The organism is Streptosporangium sp. NPDC023963 (assembly GCF_040639135.1).
Lineage (GTDB): Bacteria > Actinomycetota > Actinomycetes > Streptosporangiales > Streptosporangiaceae > Streptosporangium.
Window position 1 is genome coordinate 105,398 of sequence record NZ_JBEZZK010000006.1, and the last position, 14,650, is coordinate 120,047.

The 14,650-nt window shown below is 71.3% G+C and carries 12 protein-coding genes and 2 pseudogenes; 9 read left to right on the forward strand and 5 right to left on the reverse strand.

Features of this window, described 5'->3' with window-relative positions; genetic code table 11:
- Window positions 1-12: 12 nt before the first annotated feature.
- Window positions 13-858, forward strand: coding sequence for an ATP phosphoribosyltransferase (hisG, locus tag AB0F88_RS20300; protein ID WP_362685848.1), 846 nt, complete (start codon window positions 13-15; stop codon window positions 856-858).
- Window positions 859-987: 129 nt separating this feature from the next.
- On the opposite strand, the gene AB0F88_RS20305 is transcribed toward hisG, so the two are convergent.
- The 3 genes from AB0F88_RS20305 to AB0F88_RS20315 all read right to left on the reverse strand — a co-directional run bounded on the left by AB0F88_RS20305 (window position 988) and on the right by AB0F88_RS20315 (window position 4,541).
- On the reverse strand, window positions 988-1,839 hold the full coding sequence (locus tag AB0F88_RS20305) for a siderophore-interacting protein (RefSeq protein ID WP_362685851.1): 852 nt from the start codon (window positions 1,837-1,839) through the stop codon (window positions 988-990).
- A 50-nt stretch (window positions 1,840-1,889) separates the two neighbouring features.
- The gene (locus AB0F88_RS20310; protein WP_362685854.1) at window positions 1,890-3,218 is read right to left on the reverse strand and encodes an aminotransferase class V-fold PLP-dependent enzyme; all 1,329 of its coding nucleotides are present in this window, start codon (window positions 3,216-3,218) and stop codon (window positions 1,890-1,892) included.
- 225 nt (window positions 3,219-3,443) lie between these two features.
- Window positions 3,444-4,541: an EAL domain-containing protein gene (locus tag AB0F88_RS20315; protein ID WP_362685857.1), complete on the reverse strand. Its 1,098-nt coding sequence runs from the start codon at window positions 4,539-4,541 to the stop codon at window positions 3,444-3,446.
- 131 nt (window positions 4,542-4,672) lie between these two features.
- Between AB0F88_RS20315 and AB0F88_RS20320 the strand changes: the two genes are divergently transcribed.
- From AB0F88_RS20320 to AB0F88_RS20340, 5 genes are all read left to right on the forward strand, one after another.
- Entirely contained in the window at window positions 4,673-5,329 is a 657-nt protein-coding gene (locus AB0F88_RS20320; protein ID WP_362685860.1) for an acVLRF1 family peptidyl-tRNA hydrolase, read from the forward strand.
- 338 nt (window positions 5,330-5,667) lie between these two features.
- Complete coding sequence (locus tag AB0F88_RS20325) at window positions 5,668-7,266, forward strand: ABC-F family ATP-binding cassette domain-containing protein (protein ID WP_362685863.1); 1,599 nt, start codon at window positions 5,668-5,670, stop codon at window positions 7,264-7,266.
- Window positions 7,267-7,380: 114 nt separating this feature from the next.
- On the forward strand, window positions 7,381-7,596 hold the full coding sequence (locus tag AB0F88_RS20330) for a helix-turn-helix domain-containing protein (protein ID WP_030904785.1): 216 nt from the start codon (window positions 7,381-7,383) through the stop codon (window positions 7,594-7,596).
- Between the two features lie 133 nt (window positions 7,597-7,729).
- On the forward strand, window positions 7,730-8,533 hold the full coding sequence (locus tag AB0F88_RS20335) for an enoyl-CoA hydratase/isomerase family protein (protein ID WP_362685866.1): 804 nt from the start codon (window positions 7,730-7,732) through the stop codon (window positions 8,531-8,533).
- Window positions 8,534-8,670: 137 nt separating this feature from the next.
- Window positions 8,671-10,542, forward strand: a complete 1,872-nt coding sequence (locus AB0F88_RS20340) for an ABC transporter ATP-binding protein (protein WP_362685869.1) — start codon at window positions 8,671-8,673, stop codon at window positions 10,540-10,542.
- Between the two features lie 99 nt (window positions 10,543-10,641).
- On the opposite strand, the pseudogene tnpA reads toward AB0F88_RS20340, so the two are convergent.
- Window positions 10,642-11,025 (reverse strand): annotated as a pseudogene (gene tnpA / locus AB0F88_RS20345) (IS200/IS605 family transposase); the annotation flags it as partial.
- Window positions 11,026-11,078: 53 nt separating this feature from the next.
- On the opposite strand from tnpA, the gene AB0F88_RS20350 reads away from it, so the two are divergent.
- Together AB0F88_RS20350 and AB0F88_RS20355 are read left to right on the forward strand one after the other, a co-directional pair.
- Complete coding sequence (locus AB0F88_RS20350) at window positions 11,079-12,230, forward strand: transposase (protein ID WP_362685872.1); 1,152 nt, start codon at window positions 11,079-11,081, stop codon at window positions 12,228-12,230.
- A gap of 147 nt (window positions 12,231-12,377) precedes the next feature.
- Window positions 12,378-12,626 (forward strand): annotated as a pseudogene (locus AB0F88_RS20355) (transposase); the annotation flags it as partial.
- A 157-nt stretch (window positions 12,627-12,783) separates the two neighbouring features.
- Here the strand turns inward: AB0F88_RS20355 and AB0F88_RS20360 are convergent.
- Window positions 12,784-13,674, reverse strand: coding sequence for a sulfotransferase (locus tag AB0F88_RS20360; protein WP_362685875.1), 891 nt, complete (start codon window positions 13,672-13,674; stop codon window positions 12,784-12,786).
- 30 nt (window positions 13,675-13,704) lie between these two features.
- Here AB0F88_RS20360 and AB0F88_RS20365 point away from each other — a divergent pair, with 30 nt between their 5' ends.
- Window positions 13,705-14,631 (forward strand): LD-carboxypeptidase, encoded by a 927-nt coding sequence (locus AB0F88_RS20365; RefSeq protein ID WP_362685878.1) that lies wholly within the window; start codon window positions 13,705-13,707, stop codon window positions 14,629-14,631.
- Window positions 14,632-14,650 lie beyond the last annotated feature (19 nt).

A 14,650-nucleotide genomic window follows, 5' to 3' on the forward strand; every position in this document is an offset into this window, starting at 1 on the left:
AGGAAGCCCGCCATGCTGCGTCTCGCCGTACCCAACAAGGGCGCCCTCACCGAGGGTGCCCAGACGATCCTCAAGGAAGCCGGATACCGCGTCCGCAAGGACAGCAAGGAGCTCGTGGTCGCCGACCCCGAGAACTCCTGCGAGCTGTTCTTCCTGCGGCCCAAGGACATCGCCGTCTACGTCGGCGAGGGCACCCTGGACGCCGGGATCACCGGCCGCGACATGCTCCACGACTCCGGGGCGCGGGTCGAGGAGATCATCCCGCTCGGCTTCGGCCGCTCCACCTTCCGCTTCGCCGCCAACCCCGGCGACTTCGACTCCGTCGCCGACCTCAAGGGCAGGCGCGTCGCCACCGCCTACGCGGGCCTGCTGGAGGCCTACCTCGCCGAGCAGGGCGTCGAGGCCCGGGTGATCAAGCTGGACGGCGCGGTCGAGACCGCCATCCGGCTGGGCGTGGCCGACGCCGTGGCCGACGTCGTGGAGACCGGCACCACGTTGCGCAACATCGGCCTGGAGGTGTTCGGCGAGCCGATCACCCGCTCCGAGGGGGTGCTGATCAAGGGGATCGGCACCGAGGAGACCCCGGGCCTGCGGCAGCTCATCCGCCGCCTGCAGGGCGTGCTGGTGGCGCGCGACTACGTGATGATGGACTACGACATCCGCGCCGAGCGGATCGAGGAGGCCATCGCCCTCACCCCCGGTATGGAGGGGCCGACGGTCTCCCCGCTGCACCGGGAGGGCTGGGTCGCGGTCCGGGCCATGGTCCCGCGCAAGGGGCACCAGCAGATCATGGACCAGCTGTGGGAGATGGGGGCCAAGGCCATCCTGGTGACCGCCATCTTCGCCTGCCGCCTCTGAGCCGCGCCCTCGCCTGCCGCCCCGGCCCGTAACCGCCGGGCGCCCCGGCGGTCCTGCCCCGTGTTCCCGTGGCGCCGGGGCGGCTCGCCGCCGGGTGTCACGGGGCCGGTGCGCCCGGTGAACGCGCGGTCAGGAGGAGAGCGCCGCGGCCTCCTCGGCCTCGATCTGCTCGTTCCACTCGCGCTTGGAGGAGCGCCAGGCCTCGTCGTCGCGGCCCAGGCGCCAGTAGCCCGAGATGGAGAGTCTCGCCAGGGGGATGCCGCGCTCGGCGCGCAGGTGGCGCCTGAGGTCGCGGACGAAGCCCGCCTCGCCGTGGACGAAGGCGTGCACGTCGCCGTCGGGGAAGTCGAGCTCGCGGACCGCTCTGACCAGCAGCTCGCCGTACGGGGAGCTTCCGCGGTGCAGCCAGACGATCCGCGCGTCACCGGGGGATTCGATCTTCTGCTCCTCCTCGGGGCCCTCGACCTCGATGAAGGCCCAGGCCGGTGCCCCGGCGGGGAGGTTCTCCAGGGCGACGGCGATGGCGGGCAGCGCGCTCTCGTCTCCCGCCAACAGGTGCCAGCCGGCCTCGGGGTCGGGCGCGTACGCGCCGCCGGGGCCGAAGAAGTGGACCTCCTCGCCCGGCCGGACCCGGTCGGCCCACGGCCCCGCGAGGCCGCTGTCGCCGTGGTGGACGAAGTCGATCGTCAGCTCGCCCGCCTCGGCGTCCCAGCGGCGGACGGTGTAGGTGCGGGTGGTGGGCCACTGGTCGCGGGGCAGGTCGCGGCGGATCGCCTCCATGTCGAACGGCCGGGGGTAGCTCACCCCGGCCGGGGCGAACAGCAGCTTGACGTAGTGGTCGGTGTACTCGTCCGCGCGGAAACCGGCGAGACCCTCTCCGCCGAGCACCACCCGGATCATGTGGGGGGTGAGCCGCTCGACTCGCCGGACCAGGCCGGTCGTCACCTTCGGCGTGCGGCGCTCGGCCTTCTCGTCTGCCATGTGTCACTCCGTGGGGGTCCAAGTTAGGTAAACCTAACTCGTACCATACGTCACCTGAGGGCGGCGACGGCCTTCACCGCCTGGTCCACCTGTTCGGGGGTGGTGACGATCCCGGTGCCGAAGCGCAGGTAGACGTCCTGGTACGGGGTCGCGCTGGTGACGATCCGGTGGTCGCGGCGGAGCCTGCCCACCGCGGTGGGGGCGTCCACGCCGTCGACCGCGCAGCAGACCAGCCCGGCCGACAGCTCGGCGGAGACCGGGGTGATCAGCCGCACGTTGGGCAGGCCCGCGAGCCCCTCCTTGAGCCGGGTGGCCTGCTCGGTGATCCTGGCCGCCACCCGCTCCTTGCCGATCGCCCGGTGGAAGGCGAACGCCTCGCTCAGCGCCCAGCGGTGCTCGAAGCTGTGATAGCCGCCGGGGGTGTTCAGCAGCCCGCCGGGGCCGTACGGCTCGTCGCCGGTCCCCGGGTCGACGGTCACGTTGGAGAAGCTCGCGATCACCGGCAGCAGCGCGCGCCAGGCCTGCCCCCGGCCCCACAGGACGCCGGTGCCCCGGGGGCCGAACAGCCACTTGTGGGTGCCGCTGGCCAGGAAGTCGCAGCCCAGCTCCTCCACCCCGTCGGCCATCGCGCCGAAACCGTGCACCCCGTCCACGCACAGCAGCGCCCGGTCCTCGGCGTCCCTGGAGCGGTTGGCCTCGGCGACCATGTCGGCGATCGCCCTGACCGGCATCCGCACCCCGGTGCCCGAGTGCACCCAGGTGATCGCCACCACCCGGGTCCTCGGCGTGAGCGCGGCCTTCAGCCGGGAGACGATCTCGTCGGCGGAGGCCTTGGCCGGGTCGTCGTACAGGCCGACCCTGCGGACCTTGGCGCCGGTCCTGGCGGCGAGCAGCCGCAGGCTCTCGTAGGTGGCGAAGAAGTCGTGCTCGGTGGTGAGCACGTCCTGGCCGGGCAGCAGCCGCATGCCGCTGTAGAGCAGGCCCAGGCCCATCGTGGTGCTGTCGGTGAGGGCGACGTCGGGGGCGTCGGCGCCCAGGTAGGCCGCGGCGGCCTCGCGCACCTTCCCCTCCCTGTCCTCGCCGTGCAGGTAGGCGTCGGTGTCGGTGTCGAGGCCGCGCCGGTGCTCCTCGATCGCCCGCCGCACCTGGGCCGGGTGGGAGGCGAGGACGTAGGCGGCGAACTGCGCGTAGGAGGGGTCGAGCGGGAACTGGGCCCGCACCGACTCCCAGCTGGCGGGGTCGAACGGCGGAGACTGCGAAGGAGCCGGGGCGGCGGGCGTGTCGCCGGGGGTGCAGCCGGACAGCGCGGCCCCGGCCCCGGCCAGGAGTCCCGCCCCGAGCAGCCCCCGCCGCCCGACCCGAGGTCCGCGATCGTCCATTCCGTGCCCCTCGTCGTCGTCCCGCCCCTGTGCCCTTCCTACCGTGATCATGCGCGCCTGCCAAGGGGGCCGGGGCCGGCGTGGCGGATATTCGAATCTACAACGTAAAGGCGAGGGCGCCCGGCACGGTGAGGCGGCCCGTCGCGCCGGCGGATGGAGCCGGAGGGTCAACGGGTGGAGCCGGCGGGCAGGGCCGGCAGGCAGGGCCGGTGGGCGAAGGAGCCCTCAGTGCTGCATGGCCGCCACCTGGCGGATCAGGTCGGCGACCCGGACGACGCCCATGCAGCGGCCGACCTCGTCGGTGACGACCAGGTCGTCGTAGACACGCTCGGCGTCGCGGCCCGCGACCTGCATGGCCGCTATGGCGGGGGTGGTCTTGGGGACCGTGCGCGCGGGGTCGGCCAGCCGCCCGGCGGCCTTCTTGCCGTGCAGGGCGTGACCGAAGCGCCCGGCGATCGACAGCAGGAAGCGGCTGCGGTCGAGGCTGCCCCTGGGGCGCTGGTACTCGTCGACGAGGATCACGCTGGTGATGGACGGCTCGCTGCCGAAGGCGTCGATCACGGCCTCGGCGGTGGCCTCGTAGGGGAGGGTCACCGCGGGCAGCAGGAACTCGTGGACGCGGGGGCCGAGCAGGAGCCGCGAGGGTTCCTGTTCGACGACCGGGAGCGGCACGTGCACCCGTCCCGACGGGCCGGGGATCAGCAGCGGGCCCTGGGCCAGCCGCACCCCCCAGCCGCGGATCACGGCGAGTTGCGCCTCGTCCCGCACCCCCGGGGCCAGCACGTGCGCCCCCGTTCCCCGGGCGACCCGTGCCAGGCCCTCCCCGATCGCGGCCCGGCGCGGGTCGCCGGGCACCTGGTCGATCAGGTCCCGCGAGATCACCGCCAGGTACGGTGCCGCGTCGGCGAGCAGGTCCAGCGGGACGTGCCCGGTGCCCAGGTCGCCGACCGCGACGAGGTAGCCGATGGCGCGCAGGCCGTCCAGGCCGGTGAGCAGGGAGCGGCGCTCGAACTGGGCGAAGTCGCCTCGTATGGTGAGGATCACCTCGCGGGGCCGCCGGCCTGACGCGCGCAGGGCCTCGTGCAGCGGTGCGAGCGCGGCCGAGCCACCGATCACCGCGGCCGTCGGCAGGGTGAGCACCAGGGGGAGCAGGATCTCGCTCGCGGCGACGTCGCGCACCGTCTGGACGGTGGAGGAGATGTTCCCGCGTCCCCCGCCGTCCGCCTGGAAGGCGATGACGCCCCCGGTGTCGAGATCGACGACAGGCGTGACACCCGCGCCTCCCGCGGAGGCCTGCGGGACGGTTTGCGCTCTGGTCGTCACATTCCGAGCATGGGGCATTCTCTACCGTCACAGAAGTAACGCACTGTGATGTTCACCGATATTTCGCCATTCGTTGGACTTGACCAGTGAGATCGTGTGTCCGGCGAGGTCAGCCGGTAGTGTCGCGTTCCATGACGTCGCGACCGGCCAAGGGGGGAGGCCGCTGGGTCTCCGTGGCGCCCGAGCGCCTGAACCGCTGGATCGACGGCTTCGTCGACCGGCACGGCCCGCCGAGCGTGACGGCCTCGGCCTCCGTCGTACGCCTCGAAGGCGCGGACGGCGCGGTCGCCGAGTGCCAGGTGCCGTTCCCGCCGCTGACCTCCTCGGGGGGCGGCCCGATGGCGCGGCTGGTCACCCACGTGCGCACCGAGCGCAGGATCGGCGTGCTGCTGGTACGGCTGGGCGGCCACGCGGCGGGGATCTTCCAGGGGGAGGAGCTGCTCTCCTCCAAGGTGGGCTCGCGGCAGGTCCACGGGCGCAGCGCGGCGGGCGGCTGGTCGCAGCGGCGCTTCGCCCGGCGCAGGGAGAAGCAGGTCGACCAGGCGCACGAGGCGGCGGCCGAGGTGGCGCTGCGCGTCCTGGGCCCGCACGTGGGCGAGCTGGAGGCGGTCGTGCTGGGCGGCGACCGGCGCGCGGTCGACGCGCTGCGGCCCGACCGCAGGCTCGCGCCGGTCTTCGCGCTGGAGACCGAGCCCTTCCTGACGGTCCCCGACCCGCGGCTGGTGGTCCTCAAGGACACCCCCGCCCAGTTCCGCGCGGTCCGCATCAGGGTGAGCGATCCGGGATGACCGGGTCGCGGGTGAGCGGGTCCCGTGCGGAAGGGCCTGTGCGGCCGGGGTTCGCGTGGCGGGCGCCCGCGTGAGCGCCTCCGTGCGGAGGGGCCTGTGCGGCCGGGGTTCGCGTGGCGGGCGCCCGCGTCCGCGGGTCCCGGGCGGGCGGGGCTCGTCAAATCATGGAGAACCCGCTCGGTGTCGCGCCGTACACTGATCGGTATGCGCACTCCCGATTGACCGTCGTCCCGATGAAGGCGAGACGGCCGAGCCGAGAGCCGGGAGACACAGGGCGCGGCGGGTTCGGCCACAGTGAAGTGAGCCTGTGTATTTCCTGCTGGGAGTGTTCTCCAACCATGATCGTAGCTTCTGACATCGAATTGCGGGCCGGGGCCCGGCTGCTCATCGAGGGTGCGTCCTTCCGGGTGAACCCCGGTGACAAGATCGGGCTCGTCGGCCGGAACGGAGCCGGGAAGACCACGCTGACCCGCGTGCTCGCGGGAGAGGGGTCGGCCGCCTCGGGCACGGTCTCCATCAGCGGCGAGGTCGGCTACCTGCCGCAGGACCCGCGCACCGGCGACCTGCACGTGCTCGCCCGCGACCGCATCCTCTCGGCCCGGGGGCTCGACCAGGTGCTGCGCGAGCTACGCGAGGCCGAGGCCGGCATGTCCTCGGCCGACGACCGCACCAGGGACCGCGCGGTCCGTGCCTACGGGCGCCTGGAGGACCGGCTGCACGTCCTGGGCGGGTACGCCGCCGAGTCGGAGGCCGCCTCCATCGCCTCCAGCCTGGGGTTGCCCGACCGGGTGCTCGGCCAGCCGCTGGAGACCCTCTCCGGAGGGCAGCGCAGGCGGGTGGAACTGGCCAGGATCCTCTTCAGCGGGGCGGAGACTCTCCTTCTTGACGAGCCGACAAACCACCTAGATGCGGACTCAATCGGGTGGCTTCGTGATTTTTTACGATCTCACCAGGGCGGCTTGATCATTATTAGCCACGACGTCACGCTTCTTGAAGCGACGGTAAACCGCGTCCTGCACCTCGACGCCAACCGCGCGGTGATCGACACCTACAACGTCGGCTGGAAGGCCTATCTGGCCCAGCGCGAGACCGACGAGAAGCGCAGGAGGCGCGAGCGCGCCAACGCCGAGAAGCAGGCCTCGGCCCTGATGTCGCAGGCCGACAAGATGCGCGCCAAGGCCACCAAGGCCAAGGCCGCGCAGGACATGCAGCGCCGCGCCGAGCGCCTGCTGTCCGGCCTGGAGGTGGAGCGGCGCAGCGACAAGGTCGCCAAGCTGCGCTTCCCCCAGCCCGCCCCGTGCGGGCGCACCCCGATCATGGCGGAGGGGCTGTCGAAGTCGTACGGTTCCCTGGAGGTCTTCACCGACGTCGACGCCGCCGTCGACAGGGGGAGCAGGGTCGTCATCCTGGGCCTGAACGGCGCGGGGAAGACCACTCTCCTGCGCATCCTGGGCGGCATCGAGGAGCCCGACACCGGCGCCGTCAAGCCGGGCCACGGGCTCAAGCTCGGCTACTACGCGCAGGAGCACGAGACGATCGACCCCGAGCGGACCGTGCTGGAGAACATGCGCTCGGCCGGGGGAGAGCTGCCCGACGTGGAGCTGCGCAAGGTCCTGGGCTCGTTCCTGTTCACCGGCGACGACGTGGACAAGCCCGCGGGCGTGCTGTCGGGCGGGGAGAAGACGCGGCTGGCCCTGGCCACGCTGGTGCTGTCCGCGGCCAACGTCCTCCTCCTGGACGAGCCCACGAACAACCTCGATCCGGCCAGCCGGGAACAAGTTCTTTCGGCGCTAACGTCCTATTCTGGGGCGATTGTGCTTGTCACGCATGATGAGGGTGCTGTAGAGGCTCTACGACCCGATAGGGTGATCTTGCTGCCTGACGGAGTTGAAGACGCGTGGAGCGACGAATTTTCCGATCTTGTGGCACTTGCCTGATCTTAATTTGAGCGGGTACGGATCTTTTCCCGTGGAGTAGGTAGCCGATCTCGCTGAAATGACTGATCATGGCGTGTGTAACGCTGCGGAAGTCTGGCACTACAGGAGGTACTCGTGGCCGAGACTCTGAAGAAGGGCACCCGGGTTACCGGGGCCGATCGTGAAAAACTGGCCTCCGATCTCAAGAAGCGCTACAGCGCGGGTGAAAGCATCCGCGCCCTGGCCGCTTCGACCGGCAGGTCGTACGGGTTCATCCACCGCATCCTGAGCGAGTCCGGCGTGACTCTGCGCGGGCGCGGTGGCGCCACCCGAGGCAAGTCCAAGCGCTGACCCCGCCTCGGAACGCGCGACCGCAGCCGCTCGTCCCCCACTCTGAAGCCGTCCCCGCCCGAACCTGTAGAACCTCATTCTGGGGAATCGATAGGCTCGGGCGAGGCGGACACCGAAGGTGGGAGAACAGGCGATGGCGGAAGTGGCGTTCGGGGGGAGTGCGGAGGAGATCTCTCTCGAGGAGGTCGGTCTGCGCTATGAGGTGGACGGCGAGATCGCGACGATCACGCTGGACCGTCCGGAGAAGCGGAACGCCCAGACGTTCGCTACCTGGTCGGCTCTGGCTCATATCGGTGACGGCCTGCCGCAGCAGGTGAGGGTCGTCGTGATCAGAGGTGAGGGGCCGTCCTTCTCGGCGGGGATCGATCTGAGGATGTTCACCCCGGAGGGGGTTCCCGGGCAGGGGTCGTTCGCGTCCTCCGCGACACTCGGCGAAGTGGATTTCGCCGAGCGGGTGGCGCGGGCCCAACGGGGTTTCCTCTGGCTGAGGCGTCCCGACATCGTCTCCGTGGCAGCCGTTCAGGGCCACGCGGTCGGTGCGGGGTTCCAACTGGCGCTCGCCTGTGACCTGCGGGTCCTGGCGGACGACGCCAAACTGTGCATGAAGGAGCCGGCCCTCGGGCTGGTCCCGGACCTGACCGGCACCAAGCCGCTGGTCGACCTGGTGGGCCTGTCCAGGGCCATCGAGATCTGCCTGACCGCCCGCGTCGTGGGGGCGCAGGAGGCGGCGAGGATCGGCCTGGCCGAGCTGGTCGTCGCGCCACAGGAGCTGACGCAGGCCGTACGCGACCTGACCGACGCGCTGCTGGCGACCAACCGCGACGCCGCGACGGCGACCAAGCGGCTGCTTCAGGGTGCTTCGGGGCGCACGCTGGAGGAGCAGTGCGCGGCCGAGGCGCGCGAGCAGGCGGGGCGCGTCAAGGCGCTGTTCGGGTAGGCCGTCCCGCTCGTGGCACGCGGTTCGCGCAAGACCGTCGCAGGGTCCGTCCCGGTGGCCCCCCGGCGGTGTTCGCCCGAAGCTGACAGGGGAATGATCGTGCCTCTCCCGGTGCTCGCATCGGGAGAGGAGGCCGTATGGCGATGATGGGCGGGGGTCTCGGCCCCCAGGCGATGTTCTCGTTCCGGCGGGACAGGTCGGTGACCAAGCAGCGTCTGGCGCCGGGCACGGTCAGACGCATCGCCCGCTACGCACAGCCCTTCTCGCGGCACATCGCCGCCTTCCTCGCGCTGGTCGTGGTCGGCTCGGTCATCGTGATCGCCAACCCGCTGCTGATGAAGGCGATCATCGACGACGGCATCATCGCCAAGCGCCAGGACGTGGTGATTCTCCTCGCGCTGGTCATCGCGGGCCTGGCGGTCGCCGACGGGGCGCTCACCCTGGCCCAGCGCTGGTTCTCCGCGCGGATCGGCGAGGGCCTCATCTACAACCTGCGCACCGAGGTCTTCGACCACGTCCAGCGCATGCCGGTGGCCTTCTTCACCCGCACCCAGACCGGCGCCCTGGTCTCCCGGCTCAACACCGACGTCATCGGCGCCCAGCGCGCCCTGACCAGCACCCTGTCGTCGGTCGTGGCCAACGTGGTCATGCTGGTGCTGGTGCTCGGCGCCATGCTGGTGCTCTCCTGGCAGATCACCGTCGTCGCCCTCGTGCTGCTGCCGATCTTCATCTTCCCGGCGAAGTGGGTCGGCAGGAAGATGTCCGGGCTCACCCGCGAGCAGATGGAGCTCGACGCCGAGATGAGCACCATGATGACCGAGCGGTTCAACGTCGCCGGGGCCATGGTCGCCAAGCTGTACGGCCGCCCGGACGACGAGACCGCGGCCTTCGGCGACAGGGCGGGGCGGGTGCGCGACGTCGGCGTCACCGTCGGCATGTACGGGACGGTCTTCCGCGTCGCGCTCGGCCTGGTCGCCGCGCTGGCCACCGCCCTGGTGTACGGCGTGGGCGGTGTGCTGGCCGTCTCCGACGTCTTCGAGCTCGGCACCCTGGTGGCGCTCGCCGCCCTCCTGATGCGCCTGTACGGCCCCCTGACGAGCCTGTCGAACGTGCACGTGGACGTGATGACCGCGCTGGTGAGCTTCGACCGGGTCTTCGAGGTCCTCGACCTGCAGCCCATGATCGCCGAGAGGCCCGGCGCCCGGCCCGTCCCCGAGGGCCCGGCCTCCGTGGAGTTCGACGACGTCCGGTTCAGATACCCGTCGGCCTCGGAGGTGTCGCTGGCCTCGCTGGAGGCGGTGGCCCGCCCCGACACCGGGCCGGGCCACGAGGTGCTGCGCGGCGTCACCTTCACCGCCCGCCCCGGCGAGATGGTCGCCCTGGTCGGCCCCTCGGGCGCGGGGAAGACCACCATCACCGGCCTGGTCTCCCGTCTCTACGACGCCGGCGAGGGCGCGGTCCGCGTCAACGGCCTGGACGTGCGCGACGCCACCCTGGCCTCCCTGCGCGACACCGTGGGAGTCGTCATGCAGGACGCCCACCTGTTCCACGACACCATCGGGGCCAACCTCCGCTACGCCAGGCCCGAGGCCACCGACGAGGAGATCTGGGACGCCCTGCGCGCCGCCCAGATCTCCGACCTGGTCCTGGACCTCCCCGAGGGCCTGGAGACCGTGGTGGGCGACCGCGGCCACCGGCTGTCCGGTGGCGAGAAGCAGCGGCTGGCCCTGGCGAGGCTGCTGCTCAAGGCGCCCCGCGTGGTCGTCCTCGACGAGGCCACCGCGCACCTCGACTCCGAGTCCGAGGCCGCCGTCCAGCAGGCGCTGAAGGTCGCGCTGGCCGGGCGCACCTCGCTGGTCATCGCCCACCGGCTGTCCACGATCCGCGAGGCCGACCAGATCCTGGTGGTCCAGGACGGCCGGGTGGTCGAGCGGGGCCGCCACGAGGAGCTGCTGGCCAGGGGGGCGGTCTACGCCGAGCTCTACCGGACCCAGTTCAGCGTTACGTAGCAAGGATCCTGGGCGTTCACGCCCGGGAGGAATCGCTTTCCGGTCCCGGGGTTGTGAACGCCCCGTCGTTGGTCTGGGCGTTTCTGGTCTTCGATGTACTTCCTTGATGATGCTCAAGGTTGCGCCGCCATAGGAGGCGGCGAAGAAGGACGGCGACCAGAAATGGCCGCCCGGCAGGTACGTGCAGACGTGAGCGGAGTACTCCTCGCGCAGCAAGCGGGCCGAGACGCCCTTGAGGAAATTGACCAGGGTCTACAGGGCGACCTTGGGCCGGTAGTGGACGAGCGGGTAGACATGGCCGTGCTCGCCGTTGAAGGCGACGAGCTGGGCGCCGAAGCTGTCGCACACCTCGATCATGATTCCTTCGCAGCGGCGCAGTGGTTCGTCGGTGAAGACCCCGGGCCGATACCTGGGTGTGAAAACCAAACGCGCGTACAGCGCACAAACAACGGTGCGCGGACAATGGTTCGCCCCCGGGTGAATGCTGGAGTCGGGTTCTCAGGTCGCGGATATGGGCCGAACGTCATGGTGGCGGGGTGAAGCTGGTGGTGCAGGTGAGACTCCTGCCGACGCCTGAGCAGGCGGCGGCGCTGGAGGCGACCCTGCGCGCGGTCAACAAGGCCGCGAACCTGGTCTCTGCGGCGGCGTTCGCCGGCGGCGTCGGACGCGAGTACGCGCTGCGTAAGATCACCTACGGTGAGCTGAAGGCCGCCGGGCTGGGAGCGCAGGCCGCCCAGCATGTGATCAAGAAGGTCGCTCACGCCTACGCCACGCTGCGCGCCAACGTCCGCGCCGGGAACCTGGGAGCACCAGGGTCACCGCGCCGCCTGCGCGCGCAGTCCAAACCGATCGTTTTTCGCCCCGGCGCGGCGCAGCCGTTCGACGACCGCTGCCTGTCCTGGCAGCTCGACGCGCGCACCGTGAGCATCTGGACGATCACCGGGCGGTTGCGGGGGGTGGCGTTCACCGGGTCCGCCGAGCAGATCACGACCCTTGCCGCGTATCGGCGGGGCGAGTCGGACCTGCTCACGCGCGACGGGATGTGGTTTCTGATCGCCACCTGCGACCTCCCCGACCGGCCGCTCACCGTTCCGAACGGATTTGTGGGGGTGGATCTGGGGATCGTCAACCTCGCGACCACCAGCGGCGGGACTCGCCACAGCGGTAAGGGCGTGAACGCGGTCCGCCATCGCCACCGCGAGCTGCGCCGTCGCCTGCAGGCCAAGCAGACCAAGTCCGCCAAGCGGCTGCTGAAGCAGCGCCGCCGGGCCGAGGCCCGCTTCGCCGCCAACACCAACCACACCATCGCCAAGCAGATCGTGACCGAGGCAGAACGCACCGGATGCGGGATCGCCCTGGAAGACCTCCGGGGTATCCGTGAGCGGGTACGGCTTCGCAAGCCCCAGCGGGTCACACTGCACTCGTGGAGCTTCCACCAGTTGGGGAGCTTCATCGCCTACAAGGCCGCCCGTCAGGGCGTCGCCGTGGTGCACGTCGAGGCGGCCTACACCTCGCAGGCCTGTTCCTGCTGCGGGCACGTGGACAAGAACAACCGGCCCGATCAGGCGACCTTCTTTTGTACGTCGTGCGGTTTCGCTGAGCACGCCGATGTCAACGCGGCCCGCAACATCGCCTCGCGCGGTGTGGCGGGCTGGGCAGTGAGTCACGCTGCCGACGACGCGGCCTGAACCGTCGAACCCATCGACGGCCAGGAGCTGCAAGCTCGGTCGTTTACGACCGAGAAGCTGACCCACACCTCCTGACGCCCGGCGGCGCGCCCGCGAGTGGATCTTCCGGGGCGAATGGTGTTAGATCATGGGGACGTGGACGACCGGTTGAAACGCGATGACCTGACCGACGACGAGTGGGGACGGCTGGCGCCGTTGCTGCCCGCTCACGCCCGGCGGGGAAACCGGTGGGCCGATCACCGCACGATCATCGACGGGGTGTTCTTCCGCACCAGGACCGGCTGCCCCTGGCGCAAGCTGCCGGAGACGTACGGCAACTGGAAGACCGTCTACAACCGGCACCGCCGGTGGTCGGCGGACGGCACCTGGGAGACGATCCTGGTCACGCTGCGGGCCGGCGCCGGTTCCACGGCCGCCGCGGCCGGCAGGCCCGCCCCGCGGGGGGACATCCGGCCCGGTGCGACGTTCGAGATCGCGAGCTGGTGACCCCGCGTCCCCCGGCGAGACCTCGTGAAGGGGCCCCGAGGAGCCCGGACGGTGGCGCGGACCGGCGTCAGGACGAGGTGGCGTAGCCCAGGCGGGTGAGCTCCTCGCGGGCGACCTTGGCCACCAGCTCGGAGTCCTGGCCGCGCAGGCGGGTGCGCCAGACGCCGACCTTCGGCACGCTCGGGCCCAGCAGGGCGATCTTGGGGACCCGGGTCTCCAGGAAGCGGGAGAGCCCGTCCAGGGCCTGGGCGGGGGAGGAGACCAGGTCCTCGTAGCGCAGGGTCAGCAACTGCTCCCGGGGCAGCTCCTGGTGGAGCGAGGCCGACAGCCGCACCGCGCTGCGCCAGCGCAGCGCGCACTTGCCCGCCGTGGGCATCGCCTTCCAGCGCTCGCGGTGCTCGCCGGAGTTGACGCCGAGGAACGGGTTGGGGAACTCCGTCTCGTCGCTCAGCATGGCCGGCTTGAACCACGTCAGGGAGGCGGGGTCGGCCAGCATGTCGGCGGCCACGTCGCGGCCGTCCCTGATGAGCTGGACGAAACGGGCGTCGGGGAAGGCCTGCAGCAGCACCGAGGCGCTGTAGAGGAGGTCGGGGCTGGCGTCGCCGAAGCGGGCCACGGAACCCGAGGCCACGCAGGGCCCCGCCCCGGTCACGCCGCCCGCCTCCCGGCACGTGGCCGGGCACTCCTGGCAGGCGCCCGGGACGATCTGCCAGGACTCGGCCATGGCGTCGCGGAGCACGCGGGTCGCGCCCATGCCCCGTCCCGCGATCGAGGGCCGCCGGGCGAAGGCGTAGACGACGTGCGCCACCGCCGCCCGCCCCATGGTGACGTGGAATCCGGGGGAGCGTTTCAGGGCGCGGGCCAGCAGATCCGCGCCGGAGTGCGGGGCGGCGAGCACGAACACCGGCCTGCGGACCTTGATGCCGTTGACCACCAGGATGTGGGGCGGAGGTCGCATATGAAAGCCCAGTGTGGCACCGTTTGCGGAGTGAACGAACCGGCTGCCGGGATACCGGTCCCGCCCCCGCCCCGCCCGGGCGACACGGTGGCGGTGGTCGCCCCGTCCGGGCCTCCCGATTCCGAGCGGCTGGCGCGCGGCATCCGCGTCCTGGAAGGGCTCGGGCTGAAGGTCGTCGTCGGTGCCCACGTCCTCGACAGAGATCGCTACCTGGCGGGCCCGGACGCCGGCCGCGCCGCCGATCTGCAGGACGCCTGGTGCGATCCCGCGGTGAGCGCGGTGTTCTGCGCCCGCGGCGGCTACGGCGCCACCCGCCTCCTCGGCCACCTCGACTGGGACGCCATGCGGGCCGCCGGCCCCAAGGCGCTGGTCGGCTCCAGCGACGTCACCGCCCTGCACAGCGCGTTCGCCGTGGAGCTGGGCGTCGCCTCCTGGTTCGGGCCGATGCCGGCCTGCTCCACGATCAGCGATCCCGAGGGGCCCGAGCCGCGCACCTTCGAGAACTTCACGGCCGCCCTCGCCGGAGCCCCGCCGGCGATCACCGGCGACCGGGTGATCGTTCCCGGCGACGTCACGGCGCCGGTCACCGGCGGTAACCTCAGCCTGCTGGCCGCGCTCTGCGGCACGCCGTACGCGCTGTCGGCGCGGGGCCGGATCGTGCTGCTGGAGGACGTCACCGAGGCGCCGTACCGGATCGACAGGATGCTCACCCAGCTGCTGCAGGCGGGGTCGCTCGACGGGGCCGCCGGGTTCGTCCTGGGGTCCTGGGTCGGCTGCGGCGATCCCTACCCGGTGCTGGAGGAGCTGCTCGCGCCGCTCGGCGTACCGGTTGTCGGGGGGCTTCCGATAGGGCATGGAAAGCCACAGTTTTCTGTATTGCTCGGGGCACTTGGTGCTATTGATGCAAAATCGTGCTCTCTGACCTACTCAACAGGGGGCGCCGACCAGGCACTCTAGGTGCGAACCTAGGAGGAAA

What these genes read in the sequence shown, in the direction of transcription:
- hisG (WP_362685848.1), top strand. Translation starts at nt 13, where the DNA reads ATGCTGCGTCTCGCCGTACCCAACAAGGGCGCCCTCACCGAGGGTGCC.
- AB0F88_RS20305 (WP_362685851.1), bottom strand. Translation starts at nt 1,839, where the DNA reads ATGGCAGACGAGAAGGCCGAGCGCCGCACGCCGAAGGTGACGACCGGC.
- AB0F88_RS20310 (WP_362685854.1), bottom strand. Translation starts at nt 3,218, where the DNA reads ATGGACGATCGCGGACCTCGGGTCGGGCGGCGGGGGCTGCTCGGGGCG.
- AB0F88_RS20320 (WP_362685860.1), top strand. Translation starts at nt 4,673, where the DNA reads ATGACGTCGCGACCGGCCAAGGGGGGAGGCCGCTGGGTCTCCGTGGCG.
- AB0F88_RS20325 (WP_362685863.1), top strand. Translation starts at nt 5,668, where the DNA reads ATGATCGTAGCTTCTGACATCGAATTGCGGGCCGGGGCCCGGCTGCTC.
- AB0F88_RS20335 (WP_362685866.1), top strand. Translation starts at nt 7,730, where the DNA reads ATGGCGGAAGTGGCGTTCGGGGGGAGTGCGGAGGAGATCTCTCTCGAG.
- AB0F88_RS20340 (WP_362685869.1), top strand. Translation starts at nt 8,671, where the DNA reads ATGGCGATGATGGGCGGGGGTCTCGGCCCCCAGGCGATGTTCTCGTTC.
- AB0F88_RS20360 (WP_362685875.1), bottom strand. Translation starts at nt 13,674, where the DNA reads ATGCGACCTCCGCCCCACATCCTGGTGGTCAACGGCATCAAGGTCCGC.